Raw genomic sequence first — 25,134 nt, 5'->3', positions numbered from 1 at the left:
CGGCTACTGCGTCTTCTCCGCGTTCCAGAACAGCATGGCCGTCATCGGCGGCAGCCAGTCCTTGGTGCTCGTGCGGTAGGCGAACTGGCCGTACCACTCGCCCAGCGGATAGTGCGTGCCGAGCGTCACGGCGCGGGTCTGGATCTCGTCGGCAATCGCCTTCTTCTTGGCGGCGTCGCTTTCCAGGGCGAACTGGTCGCGCAATTCCTCGATCCGCGTGTCGCACGGCCAGCCGGGCGTTGCCTTCTCGCAGGAGGCGTTGAGGTTCTGCGACACGATCGGATCGGATGAATCCAGCGCCCCCCAGCTCGTGAGGAAGACGCTCCAGCCGCCCTTGTCCGGCGCGTCGCGCTTGTTGGTGCGGGCCACGGTCGTCTGCCAGTCCATCGACTGCATGTCGACCTTGAAGCCGGCGCGCTCGAGCTGCGATTTCGCCACCGGCGCCAGGTTCATGAGCGCCGGCAGGTCGGTCGTGTGCATGACCACGAGCGGCGTGCCGTCGTAGCCCGCCTCCTTCAGGAGCTCGCGCGCCTTGGCGACATTGCCTTCGAGGCGGCCGTCCATCGCCGTGGTGCTGGCCAGCGGCGTGCTGCAGATGAAGTAGGCCTTGCAGAGCTGGAAGAACTTCTCGTTGCCGATCTGGGCCTCGAGATAGGGGCGCTGGTCGATCGCATAGCCGATCGCCTCGCGGATCTTCGGATTGTTGAGCGGCGGATGCAGCCAGTTCAGGCGGAGCGTGTACTGGCCCGGATACTTGCCGCGCATGAAGGCGATCGACTTGTTCTTCTCGACCATGGGCGCCAGGTCGAGCGGCAGCGCCTCGATGGCGTCGATCTCGCCGGTCATCAGCGCGTTCGCCGCCGTCTGGATGTCGGGCATCGCCAGCCATTCGATGCGGTCGAACTTCGCGACCTTGCCGCCGGCCAGGCCCGAGGCGGGCTCGGCGCGCGGCTTGTAGTTGGGGTTCTTGACGTAGACGACCTTCTCGCCGGGCTTCCACTCGTCGGTCTTGAAGATCCACGGGCCCGAACCGGTAGCCTCCTTGATCTGCTGCGTGCCCGGCGTGTCGGCGACGCGCTTGGGCATCATGAAGGGCACGGTGCTGCCGGGCTTGGCGAGCGAGGCGATGACGAAGCCGTAGGGGTTCTTCAGCGTGAGCTTGAACGTCTTGTCGTCGACGACGTCGAAGGATTGCGTGTGCTGCATCAGGCGCTGTCCGACGCCGTCGCGCTCGGCCCAGCGCTTGACCGACTGGATGCAGTCCTCGGCCTTCACCGGCGCACCGTCGTGCCACGAGAGGCCGTCGCGCAGCTTGAAGGTATAGACCAGCCCGTCCGGACTGACCGTGTAGCTGTCGACCATCTGCGGCTGCGGCTTCAGGTCGGCATCGAGCGAGAACAGCGTGTCGTAGACGAGATAGGCATGCGTGCGCCCGATCTGCGCCGACACCCAGATGGGATCGATCACCTTGAGGTCGGAATGCATCACGACCTTCAGGATGGAAGGCGGCTTCTGCGCCGATGCCGTGACGGGGAGAGCGGCCAGCAGCGCCGCCGCCGCTCCGCCGACCAGATGACCGAGGACCCTGCGCTTCACGTTTGACAGCATACCAAACCCTCCGGGCGACCCGCGCCGTCGGGAAGGATGACGCAAAACGCGTGCTAGGTCACAGCTTCAAGATCACCCGCGCATCGAGAAGCGATCACGCACCCCAGAAGCGCTGCAGCTCGCTCGCGTCACCGTTGAACAGGTTGCGGTCGCAGTGGCTGACGCCGTTCACGATGTTGGTCTGGCCGTAGGCCGGCTTGCCCACGCTCTCGTCGCCGGCATATTGCCAGAGTCGCCAGCCCGCCTGCTCCCAGGCGAAGGGAATTTCGGGCGAGTCGTGATAGTCGGCGATCCACAGGCCGCAGCGCGCGACGATCGAGTCCGGCGTGATGCGCGCGCCCAGGCTCAGGTTGGAGTTTGGCAGCGGATCGCCGTTGGCCCAGGTCGGATGCACGTAGACGACCGGCAGCCGGCCGGTGGCTGTGGCCACGGCCTGCACGAACTCCTCGGCCTGGTCGAGCCGCATCGAGTTGCGCGGATTGTTCTCGTTGGCTTCGAGATCGAGCGCCAGCAGGGTGCGCGGGCCCGGCCGCGCGATGGAGAGGAAGTAAGCAGCCTGCCGCGCGCCCGAGGTCTGGCCGGTGCCGAAATGATAGGCGCCCCACAGCAGGCCCGCCGCCTCGGCCTGCGGTCGCCGGCCGGCATAGGCCGTGTCGAGATAGTCGCCGCCTTCGGTCGCCTTGTGGACGACGCCGAGCATGCCGCTCCGGCGCACCGCACGGAAATCCGTGACCGTGACGCTGCGGCTGAGATCGATCACCGCATCCAGACCCAACGTCGCCCGGTCCGGCGGCGGCGGGGCGATCGGATAGGGCATGGCCGTCGAAACGGGCTGTTGGGGAGTACACGCGGCGGCCGTCGTGACGGCCAAGCCGGAGAGGATGGTTCGGCGGGAGATCATCGCGCGACAGTAAGGCGTTCCGCGCCTGTTGCGAAGTCCGCAACACATTGTGGCGCACTTTGAGCATTTTCGCGTCCGAGGCTCCCCGTTCATTGTACCGAGCACCGCGTCAAACATTCCAGGGCCAACATGCACGACAAGTCCATGCAGTCGCTCGGCCTCCTTCGCCGTATCAGAACACTCGCCGCCTTGCCGGCCGTGCTCTGCGCCTTTGCCTTACCGCTCGCAACGGCCCAAGCCGAGGCGATCGACACCATCCTTCAGACCAAGGTCATCCGCGTCGCGGCGAGTCCTGATTTCCCGCCCTACGGCCTTATGAACAAGGACCAGAAGATTCTGGGCTACGACACCGACGTAGCCGAGCTGATCGCCAGGAAGCTCGGCGTCCGTCTGGTGCAGGTCCCAGCCGTGGCGCCGACCCGTATCCCGTTCCTCACCACCGACAAGGTCGACGTCGTCATCGGCTCGCTCAGCATCACCGAGGAACGCAAGCAAGCGATCGACTTCAGCATTCCTTACGGCAGCTTCACATTCGGCATCTACGGACCGAAAAAGATCGCCGTGAGCAGGGCAGAGGACCTGGCCGGCAAGACCATCGCCGTGCAGCGCGGTACACCGTCGGAAGTGACGCTCGACAAGATGGCGCCGCCGGGCACCAAGATTGTGCGCTTCGACGACACGAACATCCTGGCGACCGCCTTCATGAGCGGCCAGGCCGACCTCATGGCCGTGGGCGCAAACGTGCCGGAGATGATCGGCGAGAAGAGCCCTGCCGCGAAACCCGAGATGAAGATCGTCTTCCCCGGCCTGCCCATCGGCATCGGCGTCCGGAAGGGCGAAGAACGCACGGTGAAGCGCATGAACGAGCTGGTGATGGAGCTGCGCCAGAGCGGCGAACTCGATGCCCTGTCCAAGAAATGGTTCGGTGTGCCCCTGGCTCCGCTCTAATGGCTGGCTACAAGTTCGACTTTTCACCGGTCATAAAGGGATACGAGGAAATCGCGCTGGGACTGCTGGTGACCGTCGAACTGACCGCAGTCACAACGGTATGCGGATTTGTCCTAAGTCTGGCGGCCGGTTATGGCGGCATCTCGCGGGTCAAGCTGCTGCGAGCGATCTGCGTCGGCTATATCGAGGCCTTTCGCAACACGCCGCTGCTGGTGCAGCTCTTCTTCATCTATTTCGGCCTTTCCTCGATGGGCCTGCGGCTCTCGCCCACCTCGGGCGCTACGATCGCACTCTCGATCAACATGGGCGCCTATTGCGGTGACATCCTGCGGGCCGGCCTTACCGCGACACCGCGCGGGCAGATCGAGGCCGGACTGAGCCTCGGCCTGTCGCGGCTGAAAGTGTTCTGGCTCGTAATGATCGTGCCCGCCCTGCAGCGCGTCTATCCGGCGCTAAGCAGCCAGATCGTGCTGATCATGCTGGGCACCTCCGTGGCCTCGCAGATCGGCGCCGATGAGTTGACCTCAATGGGCGGGCTCATCCAGTCGCGGCATTTCCGTAGCTTCGAGGTCTATCTCGTTTTGGGTGCCATCTATCTAGTGCTCGCCTTGAGCTTCCGCAGCCTGCTGGCCGAGATCGGCCGACGCTGGGTTTACCGGCCGTGACCGATCTCAGCGCAACCGACATCTTCGGTGCAATGTTGGTCGGTACCTACTACACAATCGTCCTCTCGATGGCGGCTGTCGTCGGCGGTAGCCTGCTCGGCCTCGTGGTCATGCTGGCACGCCTCAGCAAGCGTACCGCGATCGCACGTGGCGCCCGGCTTTTCGTCGAGATATTCCAGGGCACACCCCTGCTCATCCAGCTCTTTCTGATCTACTTTGGCCTGCCGATCCTGGGCATTGAGTTGCCTGCATTCGTGGCGGCGGCTGTCGCCATGAGCTTATTTTCTGCCGCGTTCCTCGGCGAGACTTGGAAAGGCAGTGTCGAGTCCGTTCCCGCGGGCCAATGGGAAGCGGGCACCGCCTTGGCCCTCGGCTTCCGAGCGCAGATGGTGTTCATCATTCTCCCCCAGGCGATCCGCACGGCAATGGCGCCCACAGTGGGCTTTCTGGTGCAGATCATCAAAGGCACGTCACTGACCTCAATCATCGGCTTCACGGAGCTCAGCCGCACCGGTATCAACCTCACCAACGCGACGTTCCAGCCGCTCCTCATGTACGGTGTCGCGGCGGCGATCTACTTCTCACTCTGTGCGCCGTTATCGACCCTAAGCCGCCACCTCGAGAGACGCTTCTCCACCGCGCAGGAACGACTCTTGATCTGAAGCCGGCTCGTCGGCGTGGCGAATCGATCAGCAAGCCTTAAAACTCACATAGACGCGACGGATGGACTTGCCGACCGGCGAATATAAAGCCGAGATATCGATGTCCCGTTGCCAACTGAGACCTTGCGAGTGATCTCCTCGTCTCCCGAAAAGAACGACCTCATCGCCAAGCGGGGCTTTGGGAATCTCGGTGAGGTCGACGCGAATCGGCTCGGAGCGGGTCGGCTCCGGCAGGCGAACGCGGCGACCGCGCACGAGGGGGGTGGTAGCGGTGCCTATAGATCGGGCTCGATAGCCGAATCTTTCCGATTATTGGCGTGTGCGCGCCTGCCGCCCCGAGATGATTCGTGCGACGCTTGTCGCGACATCGACGGAGCGAATGAACGGAATGACGAACAAGAGCGTAGCGATCGGCATCATCGGCGCCGGAATCATGGGCGAGCGGTTGCTCAATGCGATCCTTCAGCAGGATCCCGCCCTGATCCGCGCATGCGGCATCTGGGATCCCTCGCCCGACGCGATGCGGCGCATGGAGCGGACCTTCCCCGACGTGCCGCGCCTGCCTGATGCGGCGGCGGTGACTGCGGCCAGCGAATGCGTCTATGTGGCCTCGCCGCCGGCCTCGCATCTCGGTCACGCGCGTGCGGCCCTTGCCGCCGGTAAGAACTTCTTCGGCGAGAAGCCGCTGTCGGTCGACGTCACCGATGCACGGGCCTTCGTGGCCGAAGCGGGCAACCGGGGCGCCGTGAACTTTCCCTTCGCCTCGTCGTTTGCGGTGGCCGCGCTGCGCGACTGGCTCGGCAAGGGCGAGATCGGCACGCCGCGGCGCATCGACATCGAGGTGGGCTTCAGGATCTGGCCGCGGCCCTGGCAGGCCGATGCCGTGGCGTGGCTGGACAGGCCACAGCAGGGCGGCTTCACGCGCGAGGTGGTCTCGCACTTCCTCTTCCTCGCGCGGCGTCTCGTCGGGCCGTTGCACGGATTGAGCGGACAGGCCTCTTTTCCGGAGGCGGGCAAGTCCGAACGGCACATCGCGGCCACTCTGCGCGCCGGCGACCTGCCCGTGACGCTCTCGGGCGCGGTCGGCGCGATGACGAAGGACGATCACAATGTCTGGACACTGGAGGGCGACCGTGGCGCGGTGCGTCTCTGCGACTGGTCGATCGCGGAGCGCCGCCTGCCCGACGGCTCCTGGCAGCCCGCACCGGATGCCATGCCCAACGAACGGGCGCGGCCGCTGGCCCTGAAGCGCCAGCTCGAGGGCGTGGCCAGGCTGGCGCGCGGCGAGGCCCATCATCTCGCCACGCTCGAGGAAGCGCTGAACGTTCAGGAGATCGTCGAGGGCATCCTCGCGGGGTAGCCGGCCGCGCTACCGCGGATAGAAGGTCGATCCGTAGTCGAAGGTGATCTCCTCGCCCGTCGCGACACCCTCGATGCCCGCGACGATCCAGATCCGGCCCTTGTCACGCAGGATGAAACAGTTGGGGTTGCGGCGGCGGTGGTTGGCAAAGCGCGCCTCGTTGCCCCGGGAGGCGCCGTCGATACTCTGATTGTCTCCCAGCTCGAAGATGTAGTCGGCACCTTCGGCGATGCGCGCGAACGCGACCTTGTCGGGAATCCGCTCGCCCTTGTACTCGATGATCTTCGTTCCCCACGGGATCTCCTGCGCGGCGAACAGGCCCATGCCGTGAATCTTCGACTTCTTCACCACTACTTTCACAGTGCCTCTCTCGTCGCTCTGTCCTGCTGTGACGCTGATGCGACCACAGGCGCATGTACAGCGTGCTGGCCGAACGTTTCCAAGGTACGCGAAGCGGGCTTGCATTGATTTATAACATGTAACGTGCAATATCTTTGCGGCGCGCAACGCCCTTTCGTCGACCGAGCAGGCGGATAGGACTTCATGCGCGCGGACGAACGCAGTAACTAGGTTGTCAGCTGCCTCGCAGGCAAAGTGGGAAATTGCCTTGCGAATGCAATGTTGGATGCCTTTCTGGCCGTGCTTACCAATGCTTGTCTTGGGTGGGGTAACGTTGGGGTGGGAAATTGCGATGGAGCCTATTGCACATGTCGTGCGACGGCATCCGAAGCCGCCTGCCGCAGCATGTGTGGCTGAGGCTCTGTGAGATGATGCTCCGTCTTCGCCACGGCAGCTATCGTCAACTCGCCTACCTTGCTGCGGGCTTCGTTGTCTTCACCTGCGTGGCGATGCTGGCCTTCAGCATTGCGCGCGAGGTGGAAGTGCGCCGGGACGCGCTCAAGAGTGCCGAGGTGGATCTCGCCAACCTGGCCCAGTCGCTGGTGCAGCATGCCGAGGACTCGTTCGAACTGGCCGACAGCCTCGTCGTAGGGCTGGTGCATCGCCTGGAGGCGGAGGGCACAGATCCTGCTGCCATCACAAGGCTTCAGAATGAAATAAATCTCCGCAAGGGAACGATGGGCCGGGTTCGCGGCCTCTTCGTCTATGACCAGAATGGCCGCTGGCTGGCGACTTCGGAGTCCGTCGACATGGCCTCCTTCAACAACAGCGACCGCGAATATTTCAAGCGGCACCAGGCATCGTCCAACCGGGCCCTGCTGATCGGCAACCCGGTCAAAAGCCGCTCCGGCGGACAATGGGTCATCCCCCTCTCGCGACGCTTCGATCATCCCGACGGTTCATTTGCCGGCGTCGTCCTGGCCACCATCGATGCGTCCTACTTCGCAGACTTCTACAGGCACTTCGAGATCGGTTCGACGGGCGTCATCACGCTGCTCAAGAGGGACGGATTCGTGCTCGCAAGAAGCGTCGACAATGAAGGCACCGTCGGTCGCGACACATCAGGAACGCCCCTCATCAAGGACATGAATTCGCGTTCTCCGGCCAGCGTCTATTATTTCAGGTCGCCATTTGATGAGAGATGGCGCCTGGGCTTCTACAGGCTGAGTGAAAAGCTTCCGATTCTCGTACTCGCCACCCAGACAAAGGACGATGTGCTGGCGGCCTGGCGTCGAGATGCAACCTTCCGTATCCCGCTCGGCCTTGTGCTGATGGCGCTGATCGCCAGCACGGGCGTGTACCTGGTGCGCCAGTTGCTGGAACGTCAGCGCATGGCGGGAGCGCTGTCCGCCAAGGAGGCGGACTTCCGCCTTCTCGCCGAGAAGTCGAGCGACATGGTGATGCGCATCGATTTTGACGAGCGCATCCGTTACGTGTCGCCTGCGTGTAATCGAATTCTGGGCTGGAGCGCCGAGCAATTGAGAGGCACGCCCGCGCTGACAGGGATCAACCCCGAGGACCTTCCGCTCGTGCGCGAGACCGTCCAGTCCATCAAGCGCGGTGAGATCGAGGAAACGAGGTTCGTCTACCGGACCCGGCATCGGGAGGGTGGCGAGATCTGGCTGGAGACGGCCTTGCGCGCGACCCACGATCCGGACACTCACAAAGTCGATGGCGTGGTGGCGATCTCGCGGGACGTGACGGAGCAGAAGGACTTCGAGGAAAAGCTGGCTATCCTGGCACGCCAGGACGGCCTGACCGGTCTGGCCAACCGCCGCCACTTCGATGAGAAGCTGCAGCAGGAGTGGCGGCGTGCCGAGCGCGAGGGAAATCCGCTTTCCCTGTTGATGGTGGATGTCGACAATTTCAAGAAATACAATGACCAGTATGGCCATCAGGCCGGGGACGCCTGCCTCCGGGCGGTTGGCAAGCTGATCGCGGCCGAAGCCCGGCGTCCAGCCGATCTCGCGGCCCGCTACGGCGGCGAAGAATTCGTGTTGCTGCTGCCGAACACGGACGAGCTTGGCTGCGCCAGCGTCGCCGCACGGCTTCATGAGTCCTTGAACGCGCTGGACATACCGCATGCCCAGAACCTGCCCAGCAAGCGGGTTACGTTGAGCGCCGGCGGCGCCACGAGCTGGCCGAATGCGGAGACTGCGAACAACCATGCAATGCTGGTCGCAACCGCAGACCGCGCACTCTATGCCGCCAAGCATGCCGGCCGGGACCGCTTCGTCATGTCGGGCCAGGTCGTCGCCTGGCGTGGCGCGGAAAGCGCCTAGCTCACACGTGCACAACGAGGCAGCGTGAAATTGTCGATGTCGGTCGACATCCTGACCCTCTATCTGCTGAATTTCCTAGTCGGCCTGGTGATGGCGGGAATCTGTTTTTTCTCGTGGATTCACCAGCGCGATATCCTTGGGCTGCGCGGCTGGAGCGCGGCGCTGTTGCTAGGATCTCTGGGCTCCCTCGAACTCAGCCTGCGCACCACCAGCTCTCCGCTCCTGCTGGTCCTCATGGCCAACTCGCTGGTCGTCGCCGGTTACGCCAGCGTCTGGATGAGTGTGCGGCGGTTCAACAGCGGTGAACGGGGCGTCCGCCATGCCGTGGTTCCCACGGCCGTCTTCGTCGTTATCTACGGCGTAGCTCTCGCGGCCGGGACCGACGTCAATGTGCGGGTCGCAATCTGTTCGCTGGTGCTCGCCATCCTGTCCCTGCTCGCCGGCCGTGAGGTTTTCCGAGGGAGGATCGGGGAGCCGCTGAAGAGCCGCATCCCGACGGCACTTGCCCTTCTGCTGATGGCGCTAGCCATGGTCGTTCGCACGATCTTCTCCCTGGTCGAGGATCCGCCGGTCGGAGAGACCACGCCCTTCTACGATCCGACGCTGGGCATATCGCTCCTCGTCAACACGATCTGCGTCGTCGCGATGACGCTCGGCTTCCTGATGATGGCCAACGAACGCCTGAGGCATCATTACGAGAAGCTGGCCAGCACCGACCAGCTGACAAACCTGCCCAATCGCCGGTTTCTCCTCGCTCAGGGCGCACGCCCGGGTGGGCGTGCCTGTGTGCTGATGATCGACCTCGATCATTTTTCAGAGGTCAACAGGACTTTCGGCCATGCCGGTGGCGACCAGGCGCTGATCGCCTTCGCCGTGCTGGCGCGCCAGCAGCTTCGCCCGACAGATCTGATCGCCCGTTATGGAGGAGAGGAATTCTGCGCGGTGCTTCGCGACACCGATGAGGCGGAAGCCCTACAGGTTGCAGAGCGATTGCGCGCGGCGGTGACCGAGCTCTCGATCGGCGTCGACGGCCGGGTCCTTCGCATCACCACCAGCATCGGCGTGGCGCAGCTGGACGGGGATCTGGGAGCAGCGATGCACAGGGCGGACGTCGCGCTCTACCGCGCCAAGGCCTTGGGCCGTAACCAGGTGCGCAGCGCGGACGACGCAACCTCGAGCGCCGTACGCTAGGGCAGCAAGCGGTCAGGCCGTTTCGCCGGACGGCGCAACACCCTTCAACCGGCCTTGGTGGGCCAATACCGGCCGGCCTCCGCCATTCGGGCGATCCAGTCGGGCACCTGATCGGCGGGCATCGGCCGCGCGATCAGGAATCCCTGGGCAAAATTGCAGCCGAGCGCTTCCAGCGCATCCCACTGCGCCTGCGTCTCTACGCCTTCGCCCGTCAGGCCGATGCCTTCGCCGACCGTCAGCGAAACCAGCGCCGAAACGATGTCCTTGCTCTCCTGCTCGCCGGGCAGCCTCGCCACCAGGCTGCGGTCCATCTTCAGGTCGGTGAACGGGTAGTATCGCAGTCTTCCGAAATCGGAATAGCCGACGCCATAGTCGTCCATCGATATCCCGACGCCCGCCTCGCGCAACCGCGCCAGCAGCCCTCGGGCTATGGCGGGATCGGGCGCCCGTTCCGTTTCCGTGATCTCGAGGATGAGGCTGCGTGGAGCGGCACCCTTTTCCTTCAGCAGCGAGAGTATGTTTGCGGCGATCTCCGGCGACGTGAGAACCAGTGTCGACATGTTGACCGACACCGAAAGCTGCAGGCCTTCCTTGGTCCACGCCACATGCTGATCGATGGCCCTCGCCAGCACGTCCCATGTCAGGGGGACGATGGCGCCCGAACGCTCGGCCAGGCTGATGAATTCGTCCGGAGGCATGAGGCCGTACTCCGGATGCTGCCAGCGCACCAAGGCTTCGGTACGGCGGACCACCCTGTCCGACATCGAAACGATCGGCTGATAGTGCAATTCGATCTCGCCGCTGGGGATCGCATCGAGGCCGCGCGCGGCGAGGTCGGCATTGGGACTGTGCTTCCCAGCACCCTGAAGCGCGATCAGCTGGGGAGCCAGGGAAGACAGAGAAAGAGGCTTCGCCAGAATGCCGACGACATCCATGCCCGCGAGACCGGCATTCCGCCGGATGCTCTTGCGGGCTTCCTCATCGATTGCGCCGACCAGGACAGTTCTCGGCCGCAACCGGGCGCTGAGCGTCTCTATGATCTGCAGGCATTGCGTGTGCCCGATCTCGACATCGAGGAACAGCCAATCGAAATGACGCCCCTGAAGGAAACCCGGCAACTCATCGGCTGAACGGATGCTCCGGACGGTAAAATCGAGACCAATCGACCATTCGGCCAATTCCGACCTGAAATCGTCATCACCGCTTACCACCAGGGCGCGGAACATCTGCGGCATCACATCGGCCCGATCATATTAGCCTAGCGATACTCAAGGCCACTCCGTCAAAGTATCGGACCGTCTTGGCTCTGTCATGATCCATTGCGGACGTCGAGTCATGAAAATCGCGCCTCCGCCGCCGCCTAGGTCCGCTTCGCATGAGGCCCTTCCTGGCCTGCGAGGTTCGACAGCAGCTTCAGGCTCGCCGAATAGTAGTCGTCATCGCCGGTAATCTCGGCAACCGGGGCCGCATTCTTGCCCCCGTCGGCCATGAACTCCGTGACCGCTGCCACGGCAGCGTAGCCGCCGCTGGACGGATAGGGCGCCACCGACCCGTCGTCCAGGTTGATCCAGGCCGGCGGACGTCCCCCGAACCTCGGTGTCTTCCAGGCCGTCACGAAGCGGCCGAGCCGGGACGCCTGGTTGTGCCACGCCAGGTAGAGCGGGACGCGTATGGCGTCGAAACCGAAGTACGGCTTCCAGTCGTCGGCGACCCTGAAGGCTTGCGGCCCAAACAGCAGCCAGTCCGGCGGAAGCCGGTAATCGCCGAAGGCGGCATTGTCGAGCAGCCAGAGTCCGTCGGCTTCGAGGCGGCGCCAGCGGCCCTGATCCCCTGCCCGCTCGGCAAAGTCGTGGATCGCCGGCCAGACATAGTAGGAAAGGTTGACCACATACCGGTTGCCACGGGCAAATCCCTGGGCTCCCGGCAGCAGGATCAGTCGCCCCTGGAAATCGACCGCCAGCCGGTCGAGGATGGCGGACTGGATACGCCTGGACGGTGCCAGCCAGCGCGGCTCGTTCCATTTTGCGGCAGCCCGCGCGAGCGCCCAGGCGATCAAGATGTCCCCGTCGGCCGCATTGTTCTTGTCAGGCACCGGATCGGCCGTGTTTGGCGACCAGCGCCAAGAGAAGAGGCCGTCTCCCCGTTGCAGCGACTTCGACGTCCACTCCCAGATCTTCGCGAAGGTCTCCTTGTCGTCGTAGCTCTGCGCGAAGAGAAGCCCCCAACCCTGGCTCTCGGAATGGCTGACGTTGTTGTTGCCGCTGTCGATGACACGCCTGTCGTCGACGACGAATCGACGCTTGAAGGTCTGCCAATTCTGATCCGCCAGGGCGGAGGGCGACCAGAGCGAAAGTCCCGCGAGGCCGATGCCCGCTTTCAGGAGTCGTCGGCGCGACCCGGCGGGCACCCCACCCTGGTCCACCGCTAAGGCCCGGTCCGTTCGTAGCGGAAGACCAGCGGCGGATAGGAGCCGCCGCCGCGTTCGGCCAGGCGCATCGCGAGGCCCGGTCGCGCCGCCTGCTGGGTCAGCCAGCCTTCCAGAAGCGCTTCCAGAATGGCGGCGAAGGCGGTCTGCGCCTCGACGCCCTCGAAGCAGGGATAGCCGATGACGACGAACTCGAGCGCCTTCTCGGCCTCGTAGATATCGACCTGCCCCCAGTCGAGGGTTTGCAACCCTGCGTTCATCGCCGCCTTGAGTTCGGCGAGGGAATTGGACGCCGGAATGGATTGTTCCCTGGCGATGGCCGAGCCGACTCCGGCCAGGACACGCAGCGCCTGCTCGTCTCCGGCGACCTGCGAGAGGGAAGTCGCCAGCGCCTCCATGAAGATCCGCCATTGCGGCGGGCATGAATGCCGCGCGGCGACGGCTAGGGTCATCGCATCGAAGGAATTGCTTGCGGCGCGGACAGTCATCGAAGGTCCGTTGGTGGGCAGGTTCAGTTGAAGGAGCTTCTGAGGAATAGCAGAATTGTGCCCTGGTCGTACTGATAAGCGTTGTCGAAATTGGCCTTGGCGCCAATCGAAGTCCGCTCGGTCGCTGCATATTCGAAACCGAGACGCAGGCCAAAGGCAATGCCCGTATTGCTCTGCGCCGGGAAGAGCGGCGCGAACGCCGCTGCTCCGGTCGTGGCCAGGATGTTCGCGGCGTTCTGGAAGTAGTAGTTTGTCGGGAAGAACAGCGACGAACTCTGCTGGATGCTCTGCACGCCGAGCGTGGCCCCCGCACTGTACTTGAACTTGCCTGCAGTCTCCGACCAGTCGACGGGAAACGTCAGGCTGTAGAAGCTCTGCGGGCTGAAATAACCGCCCTGGCCATAGGTGAAGTAGCTGAGATTCTGGTTGTAGCTCAGGTAGGTTGCCGAGATGCCGACCTTGAGTTCCTGGGTCTCGTCCTTGATGGGCCGGAAATAGGCGCCTGCCGTGAACTCATAGGACTGATTGTCCGCGACGTTCGTGCCCATGTAGTAGCCGTAGGCAAACTTAGAATAGATACCCAGCGTTGTATCGTCGTAGCTTATGATCGCTTCGCCGCCATTGCGTGTCACCCCGCCCCAGGTCAGTCCGGTGATCGGATCGGTGACGCCCGCGTAGGACAACACGGAGTCGGTCACCGACCGGCGCGACGCCTCGAGCTTTATGTTCATATTTTCGCCCAGGGGCTGATTCCAGGCGATGCCACCCACGATGGTGGTGAGCGGGAAGCCGAGCGGCGTGCTGCCGACGTCGAAGGTGAGACGCCCCCATTCGAGGCCCATGCCGAAGGCGATGCCCGTGGACTGCACATTGTTCGGCTGCAGGCCACCCGCCAGTCCGGCGATCGCATTCGCGCCATAGCGCTGCAGGGTCGCGGGATCGCCCCCGATCGTGCCGGCGTTGATCGTCACGGGCATAATCGTCGGCACGAGGGCAGCGTTGCCGATGGGAATGCGCGCCTTGATCGGCACGTTGATCTCGTTGATGCGGCCGAGACCCGATTCACCCGACCGGCCGCGGAAGCCGATGCCGCCATCCACGATGATCGCCGTGGACTTCTTCAGGGTCGTGAGCTCGCGCTCGATCTCGCGGCTGAGCGGATCGTTGTCGCTCATCGACCCCGAGGGCGCACCCGGCGTTCCCGGCAAGGGCGGCGGCGTCATCGCGGTCACCGAGGGGCTCGCACTGCTCTCGCCGCCCGGACGGCGCAGCGGCACCAGCGGATTCTGCGCCACGTAAACGGGCGGCGGGGCTTGCGCCGGTCCCGCCTGGGCGGTCAGCACGGCCGGCGTCGCCTGCGACGGCCGGTCCAGCGACATAACGTCGGCCCGACCGGGCGCGCCGTGGGTGCTGGTGAGCGAAGCCTTCTTCGCGGCGACGCGCCGTTCGAACTCGGCCATGAACTGGGCATCGTCGCCGTTGCCATCGGGTCGAAGCGACGCCACGGGCGCGTTCGCACCCTCCCGCGAGTCGACAGCGGCGCGTTGAACGGGCGCTTCGCGACCCGGCGCAGGTGACGGCGCCGGCACGAGCTCGGTCTGCCCCAGGCCGCGGTTGAGCTGCTGCGCCGTTTCGAGCGCCCGCTTGGCGCCGGTATTGTCGCCCTGTGCCCGCAACAGGCGCGCCTGGACCATAAAGAGGCGCGGGTTCTGCGGCTGCAGCCGCAGCGCCTCGGCGAGCCAGACGTCGGCCCGTTCGTAACGCCTGAGATCGATGGCGATGTTCACCGCCTGCTGCAGCGTATCGGCATCGGCCGGCGACGACACCATGATGCCGTCGAGGACCTGGATCGCCTGTTCGCCGAAGTTCGAATCCTTGTAGACCCGCGCCAGTGCCAGCCGCACGCCAACGCTGGGCGACGGCCCGGAGACATAGGGCAGCAGCACGTCGTAGGCGGCCGTCACGTTCTTCTGCGCGCGCAGCCGGTCGGACTGCTGAATGGCGAGCGATTCCTGGAGGTTGGCGACGTCGCGGCCGCCGGTGTTCTTGGATATGCGCGCCAGCAGCGTACTGGCCTCGGCGTCCTGACCCGCCTCCGACGCCGCGTAGAACATGGTGCGCAGCGTATCGGCGCTGAGGTCGTTGCGGGCCGAGAGGCGGCGGACCACCGCCATGGCCTGCGCGCGATCGCCGACCTTGGCTAGCGCCAGAGCCGCATTGGCCTGCTGCGACGGCGTCGCGTTCGGCGCGTTGGCGCGTGACGCCAGAGTGGCCCGCGCGCCGGCATCGCCCGCCTTCGCCGCGGCGATCAGCTGGTCGGTGTCGCCGGCATTGCGCAGGTCGTTGCGCAGGGTGTTCATGCGCGCCGACCGCTGGTTGACCGGGATCCGGTCGAGCAGAGCGACGGCCTCACCGGTACGCGACTGCTCGGAATAGTAGACCGCCGCCGCGTAGAGGCTTTCGGGACGCCCGCTGGCGACCAGCTCGTCGATCAACGGCTGCGCTTCGGCGACCTTGCCCCTCTTGGCGAGGAACTTCGCGAGGTCGTAGCGGATCCAAGGGCTGGACGGATCCATGCGCATGGCTTCGCGATAGAGCTGCTCGGCCCGCTCGGGCTGCGAACGTTCGAGGCCGCTCGCCTGCACGCGCAGGCGCTGCGCCGCCTCCTGCGCCCCGTCCGACTGGATGCGGGTTCGGACCGACGGATCGAGATTGGCGAGCAGCGGATCGCTGCGCGTGTCACGTCCCTGGGCCGTGAGCACTTGGTAGAGACCCGCCTGCGCTTCCTTGTTGCCCGGATCGCGGCTGAGGGCATCGCGATAGTAGCCTTCGGCCTCGCGCTGCTTGCCCTGGCGACGCAGGAGATCGCCCATCAGGGCCTGCGCGATGCCACGTTCCTTGGGCGCACCGGTACGGTCGGCCAGGGGCCGGGCGATCTTCTCGGCCTGGCTGAAGTCGCCACGATCCCGCAACGCCGCGGCCTCGCGGTAGGACAGCCAGAAGTTTGCCGATTCGAGGGCCTGAGCCCAGTCCGCCGCCCGGCTGGGCGCCATCTTGATGGCCTTGTCGAGCTGGTCGCGCGCGTCCGCGAAGCGCTCCTGGCGCAAGCGCACGATGCCGATGCCTGCAACCGCGTCCGCATTGCTGGGATCGGCCTGCAGGACGCCTTCGAAGCGCGCAACGGCCAGGTCGTTCAGGCCCTGGTCGGAAAGCCGGTAGGCTTCGGCAAGGGCAGCACCCACCGGATCCTGCCGGACGGGCCGCTGCGCGTCCGTGAGCTTGTCGCGCACGAGCGTGTCCCCGGGGAAGCGCTGGAGATAGGATTCGAAGAACGGCTTGTCCTGAGGCCCGAGCGTGAGCCACAGCATGGCCTGGCGCATCGCCTCGAACGAGGCCTGCCCGACAGCAGGGTCGCTGGCCAGTTCGGCCAGCAGGACAATGCCTTCGCGGCGTGTCTGCTCGTTGTAGGTGAGGATCCGGGCATAGGCGAACTTGATGCGCGGGGTCGCATAGCTGCGCTCCGCCAAAGCCTTGAGCCGGAGCCGCGCCTCATCCCAGCCCGCCCCCGTTCCCGCGAGCGTTTCGTAATACTCGACGGCAAGGTCGAAGGGCGGCGGGCCGCCGCGAAAGGCCCGTTGATAGAGTGAGACCGCGCGATCGTAGGCGCCGGCCGCGGCGAGCCGGCGGGCCTCGGCCAGGGCCACCTCGTCGGTCTGGCCCAGCGCCATCGCGCGTTCGAGTTCCGCGGCACGCGCGTCGTTCGGATCGATCTGGCGCAGGCGCGCGATCGTGGCGCGCACCTGTTCGAAGCGCTGATTCTGCAGCTCGATCGAGCCGAGCTGAAACAGGGCCTCGGTATTGTCGGGCTGGCTTTCCAGTATCTTGCGCAGCGATTGGGCGGCGAGGTCGGGGCGATTGCGCTCCCGCCACATCGACGCCTGCTCGAACAGCAGGCCGTAGATCGACGAGGAGGACGATTCCGACGTCGTCGGCGGCGCTGCAAGGGCCTCGGCCGAAGCCGACAGGGCAACGACCGCGCTGGCAAGAACGCTGGCAATTCCCCCGCTACGCTGCGAACGCTCAGACCTTCTCATGAGACCCCAAACTCAATCGACTTCCGTCCGCGAACGTCCGGGAGAGAAGCCGGTTAGCCCTGTGTGCCGAGAATCGTTCAATAGCGACTGCAAAAATCAATATAACACAAACCAGGCAAATGAATGCAGCAAGTTCAAATGACCCGGCAAGCCATTGAATTCGCCACCAGATCGGCAATCCACCGACAAATCTCCTGACACCTGACGTGTAGAACTCGCCCTTAGCACCTGTCAGATAATAGAAATCGCCCTGAATGTTTGCCGCCACCTCGGGATCGTTGAGATGGCTGCTCATATCGACGAGGGAGGCCGGCTGGGTGCCGCCGACCATGACCACGAGCCGGTCGCCATTCAGCGGCGACCAGAAACTGGACAGGTAGGCGAAGGGCTTGCCGAGATTGGCCTTCGCGAGTTCCGGGGCGGCGCCGCGATAGTACGGCGCGCGGGGATCGGTCGGCTGGAACTGGCGCCGCAGGAAGCTGAGGCCGGGCACCGCCGTGACGCTGGCCGACGTGATGTGGACCGAGTTGTGGGACTCCCACTGCTTGAGCAGAGGCTGGTTCGAGTTGAGCCCGATGACGATGAGGTCCCGGTCGGCCATCGTCTCGACCTTCGCGGGCTCGACCACCTCGAAACGGGTCGGGGGAACGCCCGTGGCATCGGCCATCATCGCCAGCAGGTTCAGGAGCGACTGTACCTCTTCCGATGACGAGGTTTCCGGCATCACGAACGCCGTGGTCGAGAGGTCGGCATAGCGGGTGAACGGGAAGCCGGCATTGGCGAACAGCGCGAGGTTTGGGAAAGCGGCGAAATGGGCCACTCGGCTCAGATCGATCGTCGAGTCTGGATCGATACCGGTGCGGTCGCTCCAGTCGAGCATTTCGCAATCGGCATCCGCCTTCGCCCGCAGCTCGAACAGGAAATCGAGCTGGTTCTGGCTGTGCAGCTGGAAGCCCGGCAGCAGCACCTGGCTCACCCGATCCCCGGCGTCGCCCGGGAACATCCATTCCTTCAGGCGCGACAACACCTTCAGCTTGGGCTCCAGCGGAATCTCGCCGACGGTGCGCTGGTTGAGGTCGATGAAGACGCGCGAATTGCCGGGATCGACCCAGCTGTCGTCGGCACGGCGGATGTGGACGTACATCTTGCCGCCCGACAGGGCGCCGAAGAACAGGTCGGGCGCGGTGCGGAAGGACACTTTGGGGGAATCGAGAAGCCGGCGGCCGTTGATGACCCCTCCGTCGGGAAGCTCGCCGAGCCGCACCGGCCGATTGGTCGGAATCCATTTCGGTGCGTCATAGGCCTGCCGCGGCGGTGGCAACGGCTCGCTGGCAGCCGACCAGCCGCCGCTCAATCGCGACGCGGAGGTCGCCAGGGTGCCCGCGGCAGCCCGCAACTCCTCGGCATCGTCGCCGATGACCAGCAGGAGCTTGCTGTCGACCTGCGAAGGGTTGGCGACCACCGCGACCCGCGGTCCCTCGCCCGGAATGGCGGCGACGCCCGGCGGATAGTGGTCGCCCGCAACCAGGACCACGGCGTTGCTGGCCGGCAGGCCCGTGTACTGCACCGGGAAGGACGCGCCCTTGTTGCCGGCGATCAGCCCGAAATAGCCTGCCACCATACCGGCCGCCTGCAGGACGCCGGGCTCGGGACCCGCCGGCAGCACGAAGGGCAGGTTGAGCGGCAACGGATCCTTGGGATCGGCAAACGGGCGTGGCAGCGACGCCAGGTCATCGGCAATCGGCAACCGCGTCGTGCTGAGATAGATGAACGTCGCCGGCTCGATATTCACCCAGATCGCCTTGTCTCGATCGAGCGTGCAGGCTTTCGCGCCCTGCCCCTTGAGCGCGAAGCGAAACTGCAGGCGGTTGTCGGTCGACAACAGGGCGGGCGTGAAGGTGAAATCGGCGCGCGCTTTCGGTCCGCTCGACTTTCCCAGCGTGACCGAGCCGATCGGCTCGTTGTTGAGAAACACCTGGAGCACACCGTCATCGCGGGCGACGGCATTCGAATAGCTGAACACGAGGCTGATGCGGGCGGCGACGAAGGCATCGTCCTGGCGGGTCGTGAAGGCAATCCCGGTTTCGGCCGAGGCTCCCTCGAGATGAAGGGCCTTGCTCCGCAGATCGCGCAGACGGATGAGCTGGCTGCGACCCTCCACCATTCCGGTGAACATCGGATAGTTCGCCGTCGGGATCTGTGAGGGGATCGGCAATATGTCGGGCCGGTTGGGCCCTGGCGGAGTCACAGGCGTTGTCGTGACGGCCGGAGCCGCCGGAGCGGGCGCCGCGGGCACGGGAGCCGGCAATGGGACAGGTCCCTGCGTGGGAACAGGGGCCGTCGCCTGCGGCGGCGTCGCCGGCGCGGCCGGGGGAAGCGACTGCGGAGCGGCCGGCGGAAGCACCTGGGGAGCCGTCGAGCGCTGGGAGCCGGCCGGCACGGGAGGATTGGGGTTCGGCGATATCGTCGGCGGCACGATGGGCGTCGCCACGTTCGCCGGGGGCATCGGCGTGGTGGTCGGCAACGGAGTCTGCTGCCGCTGGCCCTGCGCATCGGGCGACGGAATGATCGCCACGCCCGATGGAACGGACGGCAGGGTGGACGGCAACTCGAACCTCGGCGGGAGTTGCGTGGAGGGCCCCTGCTGGAGAGACGGCGGATTCACCTCCGGCGGGAAGAACGGCTTCGGCTGCGAGCCGGTGTCCTGTTGTGCGGCCGCAGGAGCAATCAGAGCGAAAACAAAGGCCACCGCTGCGCGACGGACTCTTATAAACCTCACGTCGGCCTCGACGGCGCCGGCAGCGGTTGCTGTGTCGAGGGCCGGGGCCGGCGGATGTTCCGGGAAGCCATGCCGGCGAGGCCGCGAATGGCGCCCGAGAGATCGATCAGCGACTTGCCGACAGTATCGGGGGGACGGTCGTCCCAGTTGAGCCAGGCATCGGCGCGTCCGAACACGGCACTGACGATCGTCCGCTCTTCTTCCAGGTTCGTCGGCATGAACTCGAGACGGACTTCACGGCCGTTGACGGCGACGACGCGGGCCGGCACGGCGGAAATGTCCTCGATCTGCTCGAAGTTGACGACGACCTCTTCGTTCACCTTCACGTCGGTCGCGACGTCGTCCATCCGGAGCAGGCCGCCGCCGAGGGAGAGATCCTCGGTCCGTCCCATCAGCGAGCGCCTTCCGTCGAAGTAGAGCGCGATCGGCTGCCGGACGCGCACGCGCGGCTGGGCTCGTACCTGTCGTCTCTCGCGCCCGACCGCGAGCGCGGCGAACACGGTGAAGGCGCTGTAGAAACACCAGAAGAGATTCATCCAGAGCACCGGCGCGTCGCCCGGGAACAGCTCGGTGAAGAGAAGGCGGTAGAACCCGACCCCGATGGCCGCCATCAGCACCACCGCCAGGATCATCAACGGTCGCATGATGGGCGTGTCGTAGAGCTCCTTCTCAAGGATGCCGCCCTTGCTCGTGACGTTGAAGCTGCCGGCCTTGGGATTGATCAGCGCCAGCAGCGTCGGTCCGATGATGTGGAACAACAGCACGTTGTCGTAGATCTCGCCCCAGAAGGAATAGCGGTAGCGTCCGTCCAGTCGCGACTGCGTGCTCAGCGTGTGGAACAAGTGCGGCCCGGCATAGGCCAGAACCATCAACGCGCTCGCCACGATGATGTTCTGCGACGTGATCAGATAAGCCACCGGCGCCGTCAGGAACACCAGGCGCGGCACCGGGAACAGGAAGTACATCATCGCATTTAGGTAACAGATGCGCTGCCCGAAGCTCAGCCCCCGCCCCAGCAGCGGATTGTCGGTCCGGAAGATCTGGATCATTCCGCGCGCCCAGCGCATACGCTGGCCGATATGGATCGACAGCCGCTCGGTCGCCAGGCCGGACGCCAGCGGCCAGCGCAGGTAGGCGGTGTTCCAGCCCTTGCGATGCATGCGCAGCGAGGTGTGGGCGTCTTCGGTGACCGTCTCGACGGCGATGCCGCCCACCTCGTCGAGCGCCTCGCGACTCAGCACCGCGCACGAGCCGCAGAAGAAGGTCGCATTCCAGAAATCGTTGCCCGGCTGGATCAGTCCGTAGAAGAGCTGGCCTTCGTTCGGCACCCTTCCGTAAGTCCCGAGATTGCGCTCGAACGGATCGGGCGAATAGAAATGATGCGGCGTCTGCAGCATGCCCATCTTGCGGTCGCGCAGGAACCATCCGACGGTCATCTGCAGGAACGCCCGCGTCGGGATGTGGTCGCAATCGAAGATGGCGATCAGCTTGCCCTTGGTGATGGTCAGGGCGTGGTTGATGTTGCCCGCCTTGGCGTGCTCGTTGGTCGGCCGGATCAGGTAGCCGCACCCCGCCTCCTCGGCGAAACGCTTGAATTCCGGCCGTCGTCCGTCGTCCAGGATGTACACCTTGAACTTGTCGGCGGGGTAATCCATCACCATCGCCGCCAGCACGGTCGGCTTAACGACATCGAGGGTTTCGTTGTAGGTCGGGATATAGACGTCGACCGTCGGCCATTCCTGGACATCGGCCGGCAAAGGCACCGGCTGCCGTTCGAGCGGCCACATCACCTGGAAGTAGCCGATCATCAGCACGATCCAGGCATAGACCTCGGCGGCATAGAGCCCGTAGCCGAACATCATGTCGAACGGATCGACGAAGCCCAGCGTCTCGGTCGTGCGCCACCACAGGTAACGGGTCGACACGAGAGCCGACAACACGACGATGATCAGGGTCGCGGTGCGATTCTTGAAGCGGTTCACCAGCAGGAAGATGGCGGCCGTGAAGACGGCGAAAATCGCCTGCGTCTGCAGATCGAAGGGTGTGATGATGACGAAGGCGGCCGGCCCGAGGGCGACGATCGCAATGAACAGGTAGAAAAGTCTCGTGAGGATCGAGACCCGCCGGTTGGGATTGAGCTCTTCGGTACTGATCGAAGTCATCGCCGCCCGGGGTCCATGCCGTCGAGTAGCAGTCCCTGCACCGAAGCGGCCAGGCCCCGCACGTCGGCCGCCGCCTTGCTCGTCGGCGCTCGATCGATCACGAGCTGCTGATGCGCCACGGCTTCGCCGAAACTGTCGTCGTAGTTCACGGTGCCGAGCATCGCCTGGCCCAGCCGGCGCCGCAGCAGCGCGGTGACATCGCGCGTCAGCTTGCGACGCATGTCGACGAGATTGAACACGTACCGTACCTGGCGTTGGTTGCCCTCGGGCACAGGGCCCAGGAAACTCTGCGATTCCACCGTCGACAGCAAGGACACGGATGTGGCGTCGGCCTGCAGAACCACGATATCGAGCGTGGAGATCGGCCGTGTCTGGTCGAGGAAGACCGACGGACCCGGCGGCGTATCGATGACCACCACGAAGCCGCGCTCGACGAACGGCGCGAGGGTACTGGCGAGCCAGTTCTCGTTGCGCGCCAGATGATCGGACACGGCATGAAGCTGGGCGCCGGTGACCTGCCCGAACGGCAGGACGAGAAGATTGCCGCCGCCCGGCAGCACACCCTCGCGGATCGAGCGCCCGTAGACGAGGCAGTGTGCCCAGCCGCGGTCGTCGGCGAGCTGGATACCGGCATGCAGGCGGAGCGAATTCTGGACGTCGAGGTCGACGACGAGCACGCGCAAGCCGGAGCGCGCCAGGACGCCGGCAACATTGATGCTGAGAGAGGTCTTTCCGACACCGCCCTTGGGCGAGCAAAAACAGACGACGGACATCAACGCGCCAGTCGGTCGAAGAGTCCGTTGAGACTGCCAATCGATGGCGCCGCCGCCGACTGCTCGACAGGCTGGGTAATGATGCGGCGAATATCGTTCAGGGTTCTCATCGCCGCACCCGGTCCCGCCACGGGCGTACGGATGCCAGCAAGCGGGGACTGCCGCGGGGATTCTGGATGCCGCATGCCCGTATCGGCCGGTCTGCCCTGCGCTAGGGCCGGCGACCGATCGAAGACGTCGGCCAGCAGGTCGTTGCCGGAGGTGGCCCCCAGCGCAAGGGGCGCGTCCTCCCGGACGGGCAGCGGCGGCTCCTTGCCGAAGATCGCGTCAATGAGGGGGGCCGACATCTGATCCGATGACGTTTCGAATTCCCGATAGGTCGATCCGGTCCGGCCCATTGCGTCGAGAAGATGGGCAACATCGTCATTGTTCTTGATCGGCATGTCTGTAACTCCACCGAGCGATTCAGATACACTATCAGTCGTAGTGCGTCACCTCAGACATACTCAATATAAGCTATTCGGAATATTGCATAAGCACGTAGTTTTCACACATTAAATTAGCAAAAAACACCAAGCTTCTGTAACGGCTATAGAAAGTGCGAACAGTTGATGTGTGAGGCGAAAAAAGCCTCTCAACATTCAGTCACACCTCCCAATGCGGAGTCGCACAAATGCCAGCGTGCGATTCCAAACAAACGAAAAAGGATCTGGACCGGAGTCACCCGTCCGATTGATCGGACGTCCGGACCGGCAGCGGCGACATGGCCTCAAAGACACCGTCGCGGCGGACCAGGGCATGGAACAAAGCCGCCGCGACATGGAGGAGGATCAGCCCGAAGAAGGCGAAGGCCAGCCAACGGTGCGCGGCCCACAACAGCGTATGCAGCAAGTCGCTTTGTGGCAGGATCGGCGGCAGCCGGAAGTTGCCGAACAGCACGACCGGATAATCGGCCGCGGACAGCATCGCCCAGCCCAGCAGCGGCAGGACGATCATCAGCCCGTAGAGGCCCCAGTGCGAGAGGACCGCGCCGAGCCGCATCAGGGGCGGCAGGCTGGCCGGCAGCGGCGGCGCACCCAGAACCAGGCGCAGGACGAGGCGCACGAGCACCAGCGCGAACAGCGCGATACCCAGGGTCTTGTGGGTGGCGACCAGCGGCACGTAGGACGGCGCGACGGTCGAGAGCATGCCGACGCCGATGAACAGCATCGCCACGATGCCGGCCGCCATCGTCCAGTGCAGGAGGCGCTGGGCGCCGGAGAAGCGAGTGTGGTTCGCCACGACGGTCATCGGGCGGCTCATGGCTTGGCGCTCCCGGTGGCGGTCGTGCGGGGATAGTCCTTCGCCTCGGAGGTGCGCAGGTCATACGACCGCGCATAGGCCGAGGATCGGGCGGCGGGGAACGGGTCGTCTGAAACGCTCATGCCGCGTGGCAGGACCGTCGGATCGAAGTTGATGTCGCGGCACGGGCCGTCGGGCTCCGCCTCGACGCGCTTCACCACCAGCGTGCCGACCTCGACCGTGCGCCGGCCGGCCGGCCAGGCCTTGCTGGGATCGGCCGTATCGTCACCGGACTCGGCGACGGTCACGACCATCGTCCAGCGTTGCGGCGCGGTGGCGACCCGGCTCGCGATCTCCCGTTCGAGATAGTTCGGCCCCTTCTTGGCGAGTTCATCGGGCGCGATCGGCACCGGCGTCGCCGCCGGCCGCAGCGACCAGCGGACCGCGCGCGACGTACCGCCGACGTCGGTGAACAGGAACGAATTGAGGCTGTTGAACGGGTCCTCCGCATAGCTCGAGGTCCAGGGCGCCGTCCCGGCCCAGCCGGCGAAGGTCAGGAACTCCGGATGCCGGCCGATGAACGCCTTCATCGCCTCCCCACCCTTCGGCGCCGTCTGGAGCAGTTCGTAGAAAACCTCCGGCGTCGACACGGCGAAGACCGGCGCGTCGATCATCGCGCTGCGCCAGACATCGCCGTTCGGCGTCGTGATCTGCAGGCCCATGCCACGGACCCGCACCGTAGCGTCTGCGGCGTTGGGATTGGGCGTGGCCAGGTTGAAACGGCCGAGCACCGGCCAGGTGCCGGATGTGAAGACCTGCGCCCTCGACAGGGAGGCGCCATTGCCGTTCGACTGGAATTCGCCGGTGAAGCACACCCCCTTGGCATGGTTGCGCCGGTGACCGAGCGCTGGGCCAACGGGCGGCGCCAGTGCGGCAACGAGTTTGGTGGGCGTCAGGCGCTCCGGCGACAACCAGCCCGCCGTGTAGGCGAAGGCGCCCGCGCTGCCCGCCACGATCAGCGCGATCATGGCCAGGGATGCGAGGGGGCTGCGGGAAGGTCCGGGGGATGATCGTGAAATGGGAAACTCCTGGCTGGTCGGCGTGCAGAGTATGGCT

19 protein-coding genes are annotated in these 25,134 nt (G+C 65.1%); 6 read left to right on the top strand and 13 right to left on the bottom strand.

Annotated features, from left to right (window positions below; genetic code table 11):
• Window positions 1-3: 3 nt before the first annotated feature.
• Both ACQY78_RS23635 and ACQY78_RS23630 read right to left on the bottom strand, forming a co-directional pair.
• Window positions 4-1,596, bottom strand: coding sequence for an ABC transporter substrate-binding protein (locus ACQY78_RS23635; protein WP_428679510.1), 1,593 nt, complete (start codon window positions 1,594-1,596; stop codon window positions 4-6).
• 106 nt (window positions 1,597-1,702) lie between these two features.
• A complete protein-coding gene (locus ACQY78_RS23630; protein ID WP_428679507.1) occupies window positions 1,703-2,425 on the bottom strand; it encodes a glycoside hydrolase family 25 protein in 723 nt (240 codons plus the stop codon).
• Window positions 2,426-2,638: 213 nt separating this feature from the next.
• Here ACQY78_RS23630 and ACQY78_RS23625 point away from each other — a divergent pair, with 213 nt between their 5' ends.
• The 4 genes from ACQY78_RS23625 to ACQY78_RS23610 all read left to right on the top strand — a co-directional run bounded on the left by ACQY78_RS23625 (window position 2,639) and on the right by ACQY78_RS23610 (window position 6,144).
• Window positions 2,639-3,457, top strand: coding sequence for a transporter substrate-binding domain-containing protein (locus tag ACQY78_RS23625; RefSeq protein WP_428679504.1), 819 nt, complete (start codon window positions 2,639-2,641; stop codon window positions 3,455-3,457).
• On the top strand, window positions 3,457-4,122 hold the full coding sequence (locus ACQY78_RS23620; RefSeq protein WP_428679501.1) for an amino acid ABC transporter permease: 666 nt from the start codon (window positions 3,457-3,459) through the stop codon (window positions 4,120-4,122). Before ACQY78_RS23625 ends, ACQY78_RS23620 begins: the two co-directional genes overlap by 1 nt.
• Window positions 4,119-4,784, top strand: coding sequence for an amino acid ABC transporter permease (locus ACQY78_RS23615; protein WP_428679498.1), 666 nt, complete (start codon window positions 4,119-4,121; stop codon window positions 4,782-4,784). The genes ACQY78_RS23620 and ACQY78_RS23615 overlap by 4 nt, the downstream gene beginning before the upstream one ends.
• Window positions 4,785-5,172: 388 nt before the next feature.
• Complete coding sequence (locus tag ACQY78_RS23610; RefSeq protein ID WP_428679496.1) at window positions 5,173-6,144, top strand: Gfo/Idh/MocA family protein; 972 nt, start codon at window positions 5,173-5,175, stop codon at window positions 6,142-6,144.
• A gap of 9 nt (window positions 6,145-6,153) precedes the next feature.
• On the opposite strand, the gene ACQY78_RS23605 is transcribed toward ACQY78_RS23610, so the two are convergent.
• Entirely contained in the window at window positions 6,154-6,492 is a 339-nt protein-coding gene (locus tag ACQY78_RS23605) for an SET domain-containing protein (RefSeq protein WP_428679493.1), read from the bottom strand.
• A 422-nt stretch (window positions 6,493-6,914) separates the two neighbouring features.
• Here ACQY78_RS23605 and ACQY78_RS23600 point away from each other — a divergent pair, with 422 nt between their 5' ends.
• The gene (locus ACQY78_RS23600; RefSeq protein ID WP_428686476.1) at window positions 6,915-8,825 is read left to right on the top strand and encodes a diguanylate cyclase domain-containing protein; all 1,911 of its coding nucleotides are present in this window, start codon (window positions 6,915-6,917) and stop codon (window positions 8,823-8,825) included.
• 24 nt (window positions 8,826-8,849) lie between these two features.
• Window positions 8,850-10,016 carry a GGDEF domain-containing protein gene (locus tag ACQY78_RS23595; protein WP_428679490.1) on the top strand — a complete coding sequence of 389 codons (1,167 nt, stop codon included), beginning with the start codon at window positions 8,850-8,852 and terminating at the stop codon, window positions 10,014-10,016.
• A 44-nt stretch (window positions 10,017-10,060) separates the two neighbouring features.
• On the opposite strand, the gene ACQY78_RS23590 is transcribed toward ACQY78_RS23595, so the two are convergent.
• The 10 genes from ACQY78_RS23590 to ACQY78_RS23545 all read right to left on the bottom strand — a co-directional run bounded on the left by ACQY78_RS23590 (window position 10,061) and on the right by ACQY78_RS23545 (window position 25,046).
• A complete protein-coding gene (locus tag ACQY78_RS23590) occupies window positions 10,061-11,242 on the bottom strand; it encodes an EAL domain-containing protein (RefSeq protein ID WP_428679488.1) in 1,182 nt (393 codons plus the stop codon).
• Window positions 11,243-11,376: 134 nt separating this feature from the next.
• Window positions 11,377-12,423 (bottom strand): glycosyl hydrolase family 8, encoded by a 1,047-nt coding sequence (locus ACQY78_RS23585; RefSeq protein ID WP_428679485.1) that lies wholly within the window; start codon window positions 12,421-12,423, stop codon window positions 11,377-11,379.
• Window positions 12,424-12,440: 17 nt separating this feature from the next.
• Complete coding sequence (gene bcsD / locus ACQY78_RS23580) at window positions 12,441-12,929, bottom strand: cellulose biosynthesis protein BcsD (protein ID WP_428679482.1); 489 nt, start codon at window positions 12,927-12,929, stop codon at window positions 12,441-12,443.
• Between the two features lie 23 nt (window positions 12,930-12,952).
• A complete protein-coding gene (locus ACQY78_RS23575) occupies window positions 12,953-17,023 on the bottom strand; it encodes a cellulose synthase subunit BcsC-related outer membrane protein (RefSeq protein WP_428679479.1) in 4,071 nt (1,356 codons plus the stop codon).
• The gene (locus tag ACQY78_RS23570) at window positions 17,010-19,631 is read right to left on the bottom strand and encodes a cellulose biosynthesis cyclic di-GMP-binding regulatory protein BcsB (protein WP_428679476.1); all 2,622 of its coding nucleotides are present in this window, start codon (window positions 19,629-19,631) and stop codon (window positions 17,010-17,012) included. Before ACQY78_RS23570 ends, ACQY78_RS23575 begins: the two co-directional genes overlap by 14 nt.
• A gap of 167 nt (window positions 19,632-19,798) precedes the next feature.
• Window positions 19,799-21,964 (bottom strand): UDP-forming cellulose synthase catalytic subunit, encoded by a 2,166-nt coding sequence (gene bcsA / locus ACQY78_RS23565; protein ID WP_428679474.1) that lies wholly within the window; start codon window positions 21,962-21,964, stop codon window positions 19,799-19,801.
• Window positions 21,961-22,737, bottom strand: a complete 777-nt coding sequence (locus tag ACQY78_RS23560) for a ParA family protein (protein WP_428679472.1) — start codon at window positions 22,735-22,737, stop codon at window positions 21,961-21,963. The genes bcsA and ACQY78_RS23560 overlap by 4 nt, the downstream gene beginning before the upstream one ends.
• On the bottom strand, window positions 22,737-23,180 hold the full coding sequence (locus tag ACQY78_RS23555; RefSeq protein ID WP_428679469.1) for a hypothetical protein: 444 nt from the start codon (window positions 23,178-23,180) through the stop codon (window positions 22,737-22,739). Before ACQY78_RS23555 ends, ACQY78_RS23560 begins: the two co-directional genes overlap by 1 nt.
• A 277-nt stretch (window positions 23,181-23,457) precedes the next feature.
• On the bottom strand, window positions 23,458-24,039 hold the full coding sequence (locus ACQY78_RS23550; protein WP_428679467.1) for a cytochrome b: 582 nt from the start codon (window positions 24,037-24,039) through the stop codon (window positions 23,458-23,460).
• Complete coding sequence (locus tag ACQY78_RS23545; RefSeq protein WP_428679465.1) at window positions 24,036-25,046, bottom strand: catalase family peroxidase; 1,011 nt, start codon at window positions 25,044-25,046, stop codon at window positions 24,036-24,038. The genes ACQY78_RS23550 and ACQY78_RS23545 overlap by 4 nt, the downstream gene beginning before the upstream one ends.
• Window positions 25,047-25,134: the final 88 nt, after the last annotated feature.

This window comes from Reyranella sp. (assembly GCF_965279625.1).
Taxonomy (GTDB): Bacteria; Pseudomonadota; Alphaproteobacteria; order Reyranellales; family Reyranellaceae; genus Reyranella.
This window is presented reverse-complemented; position numbering and strand designations above follow the sequence as displayed.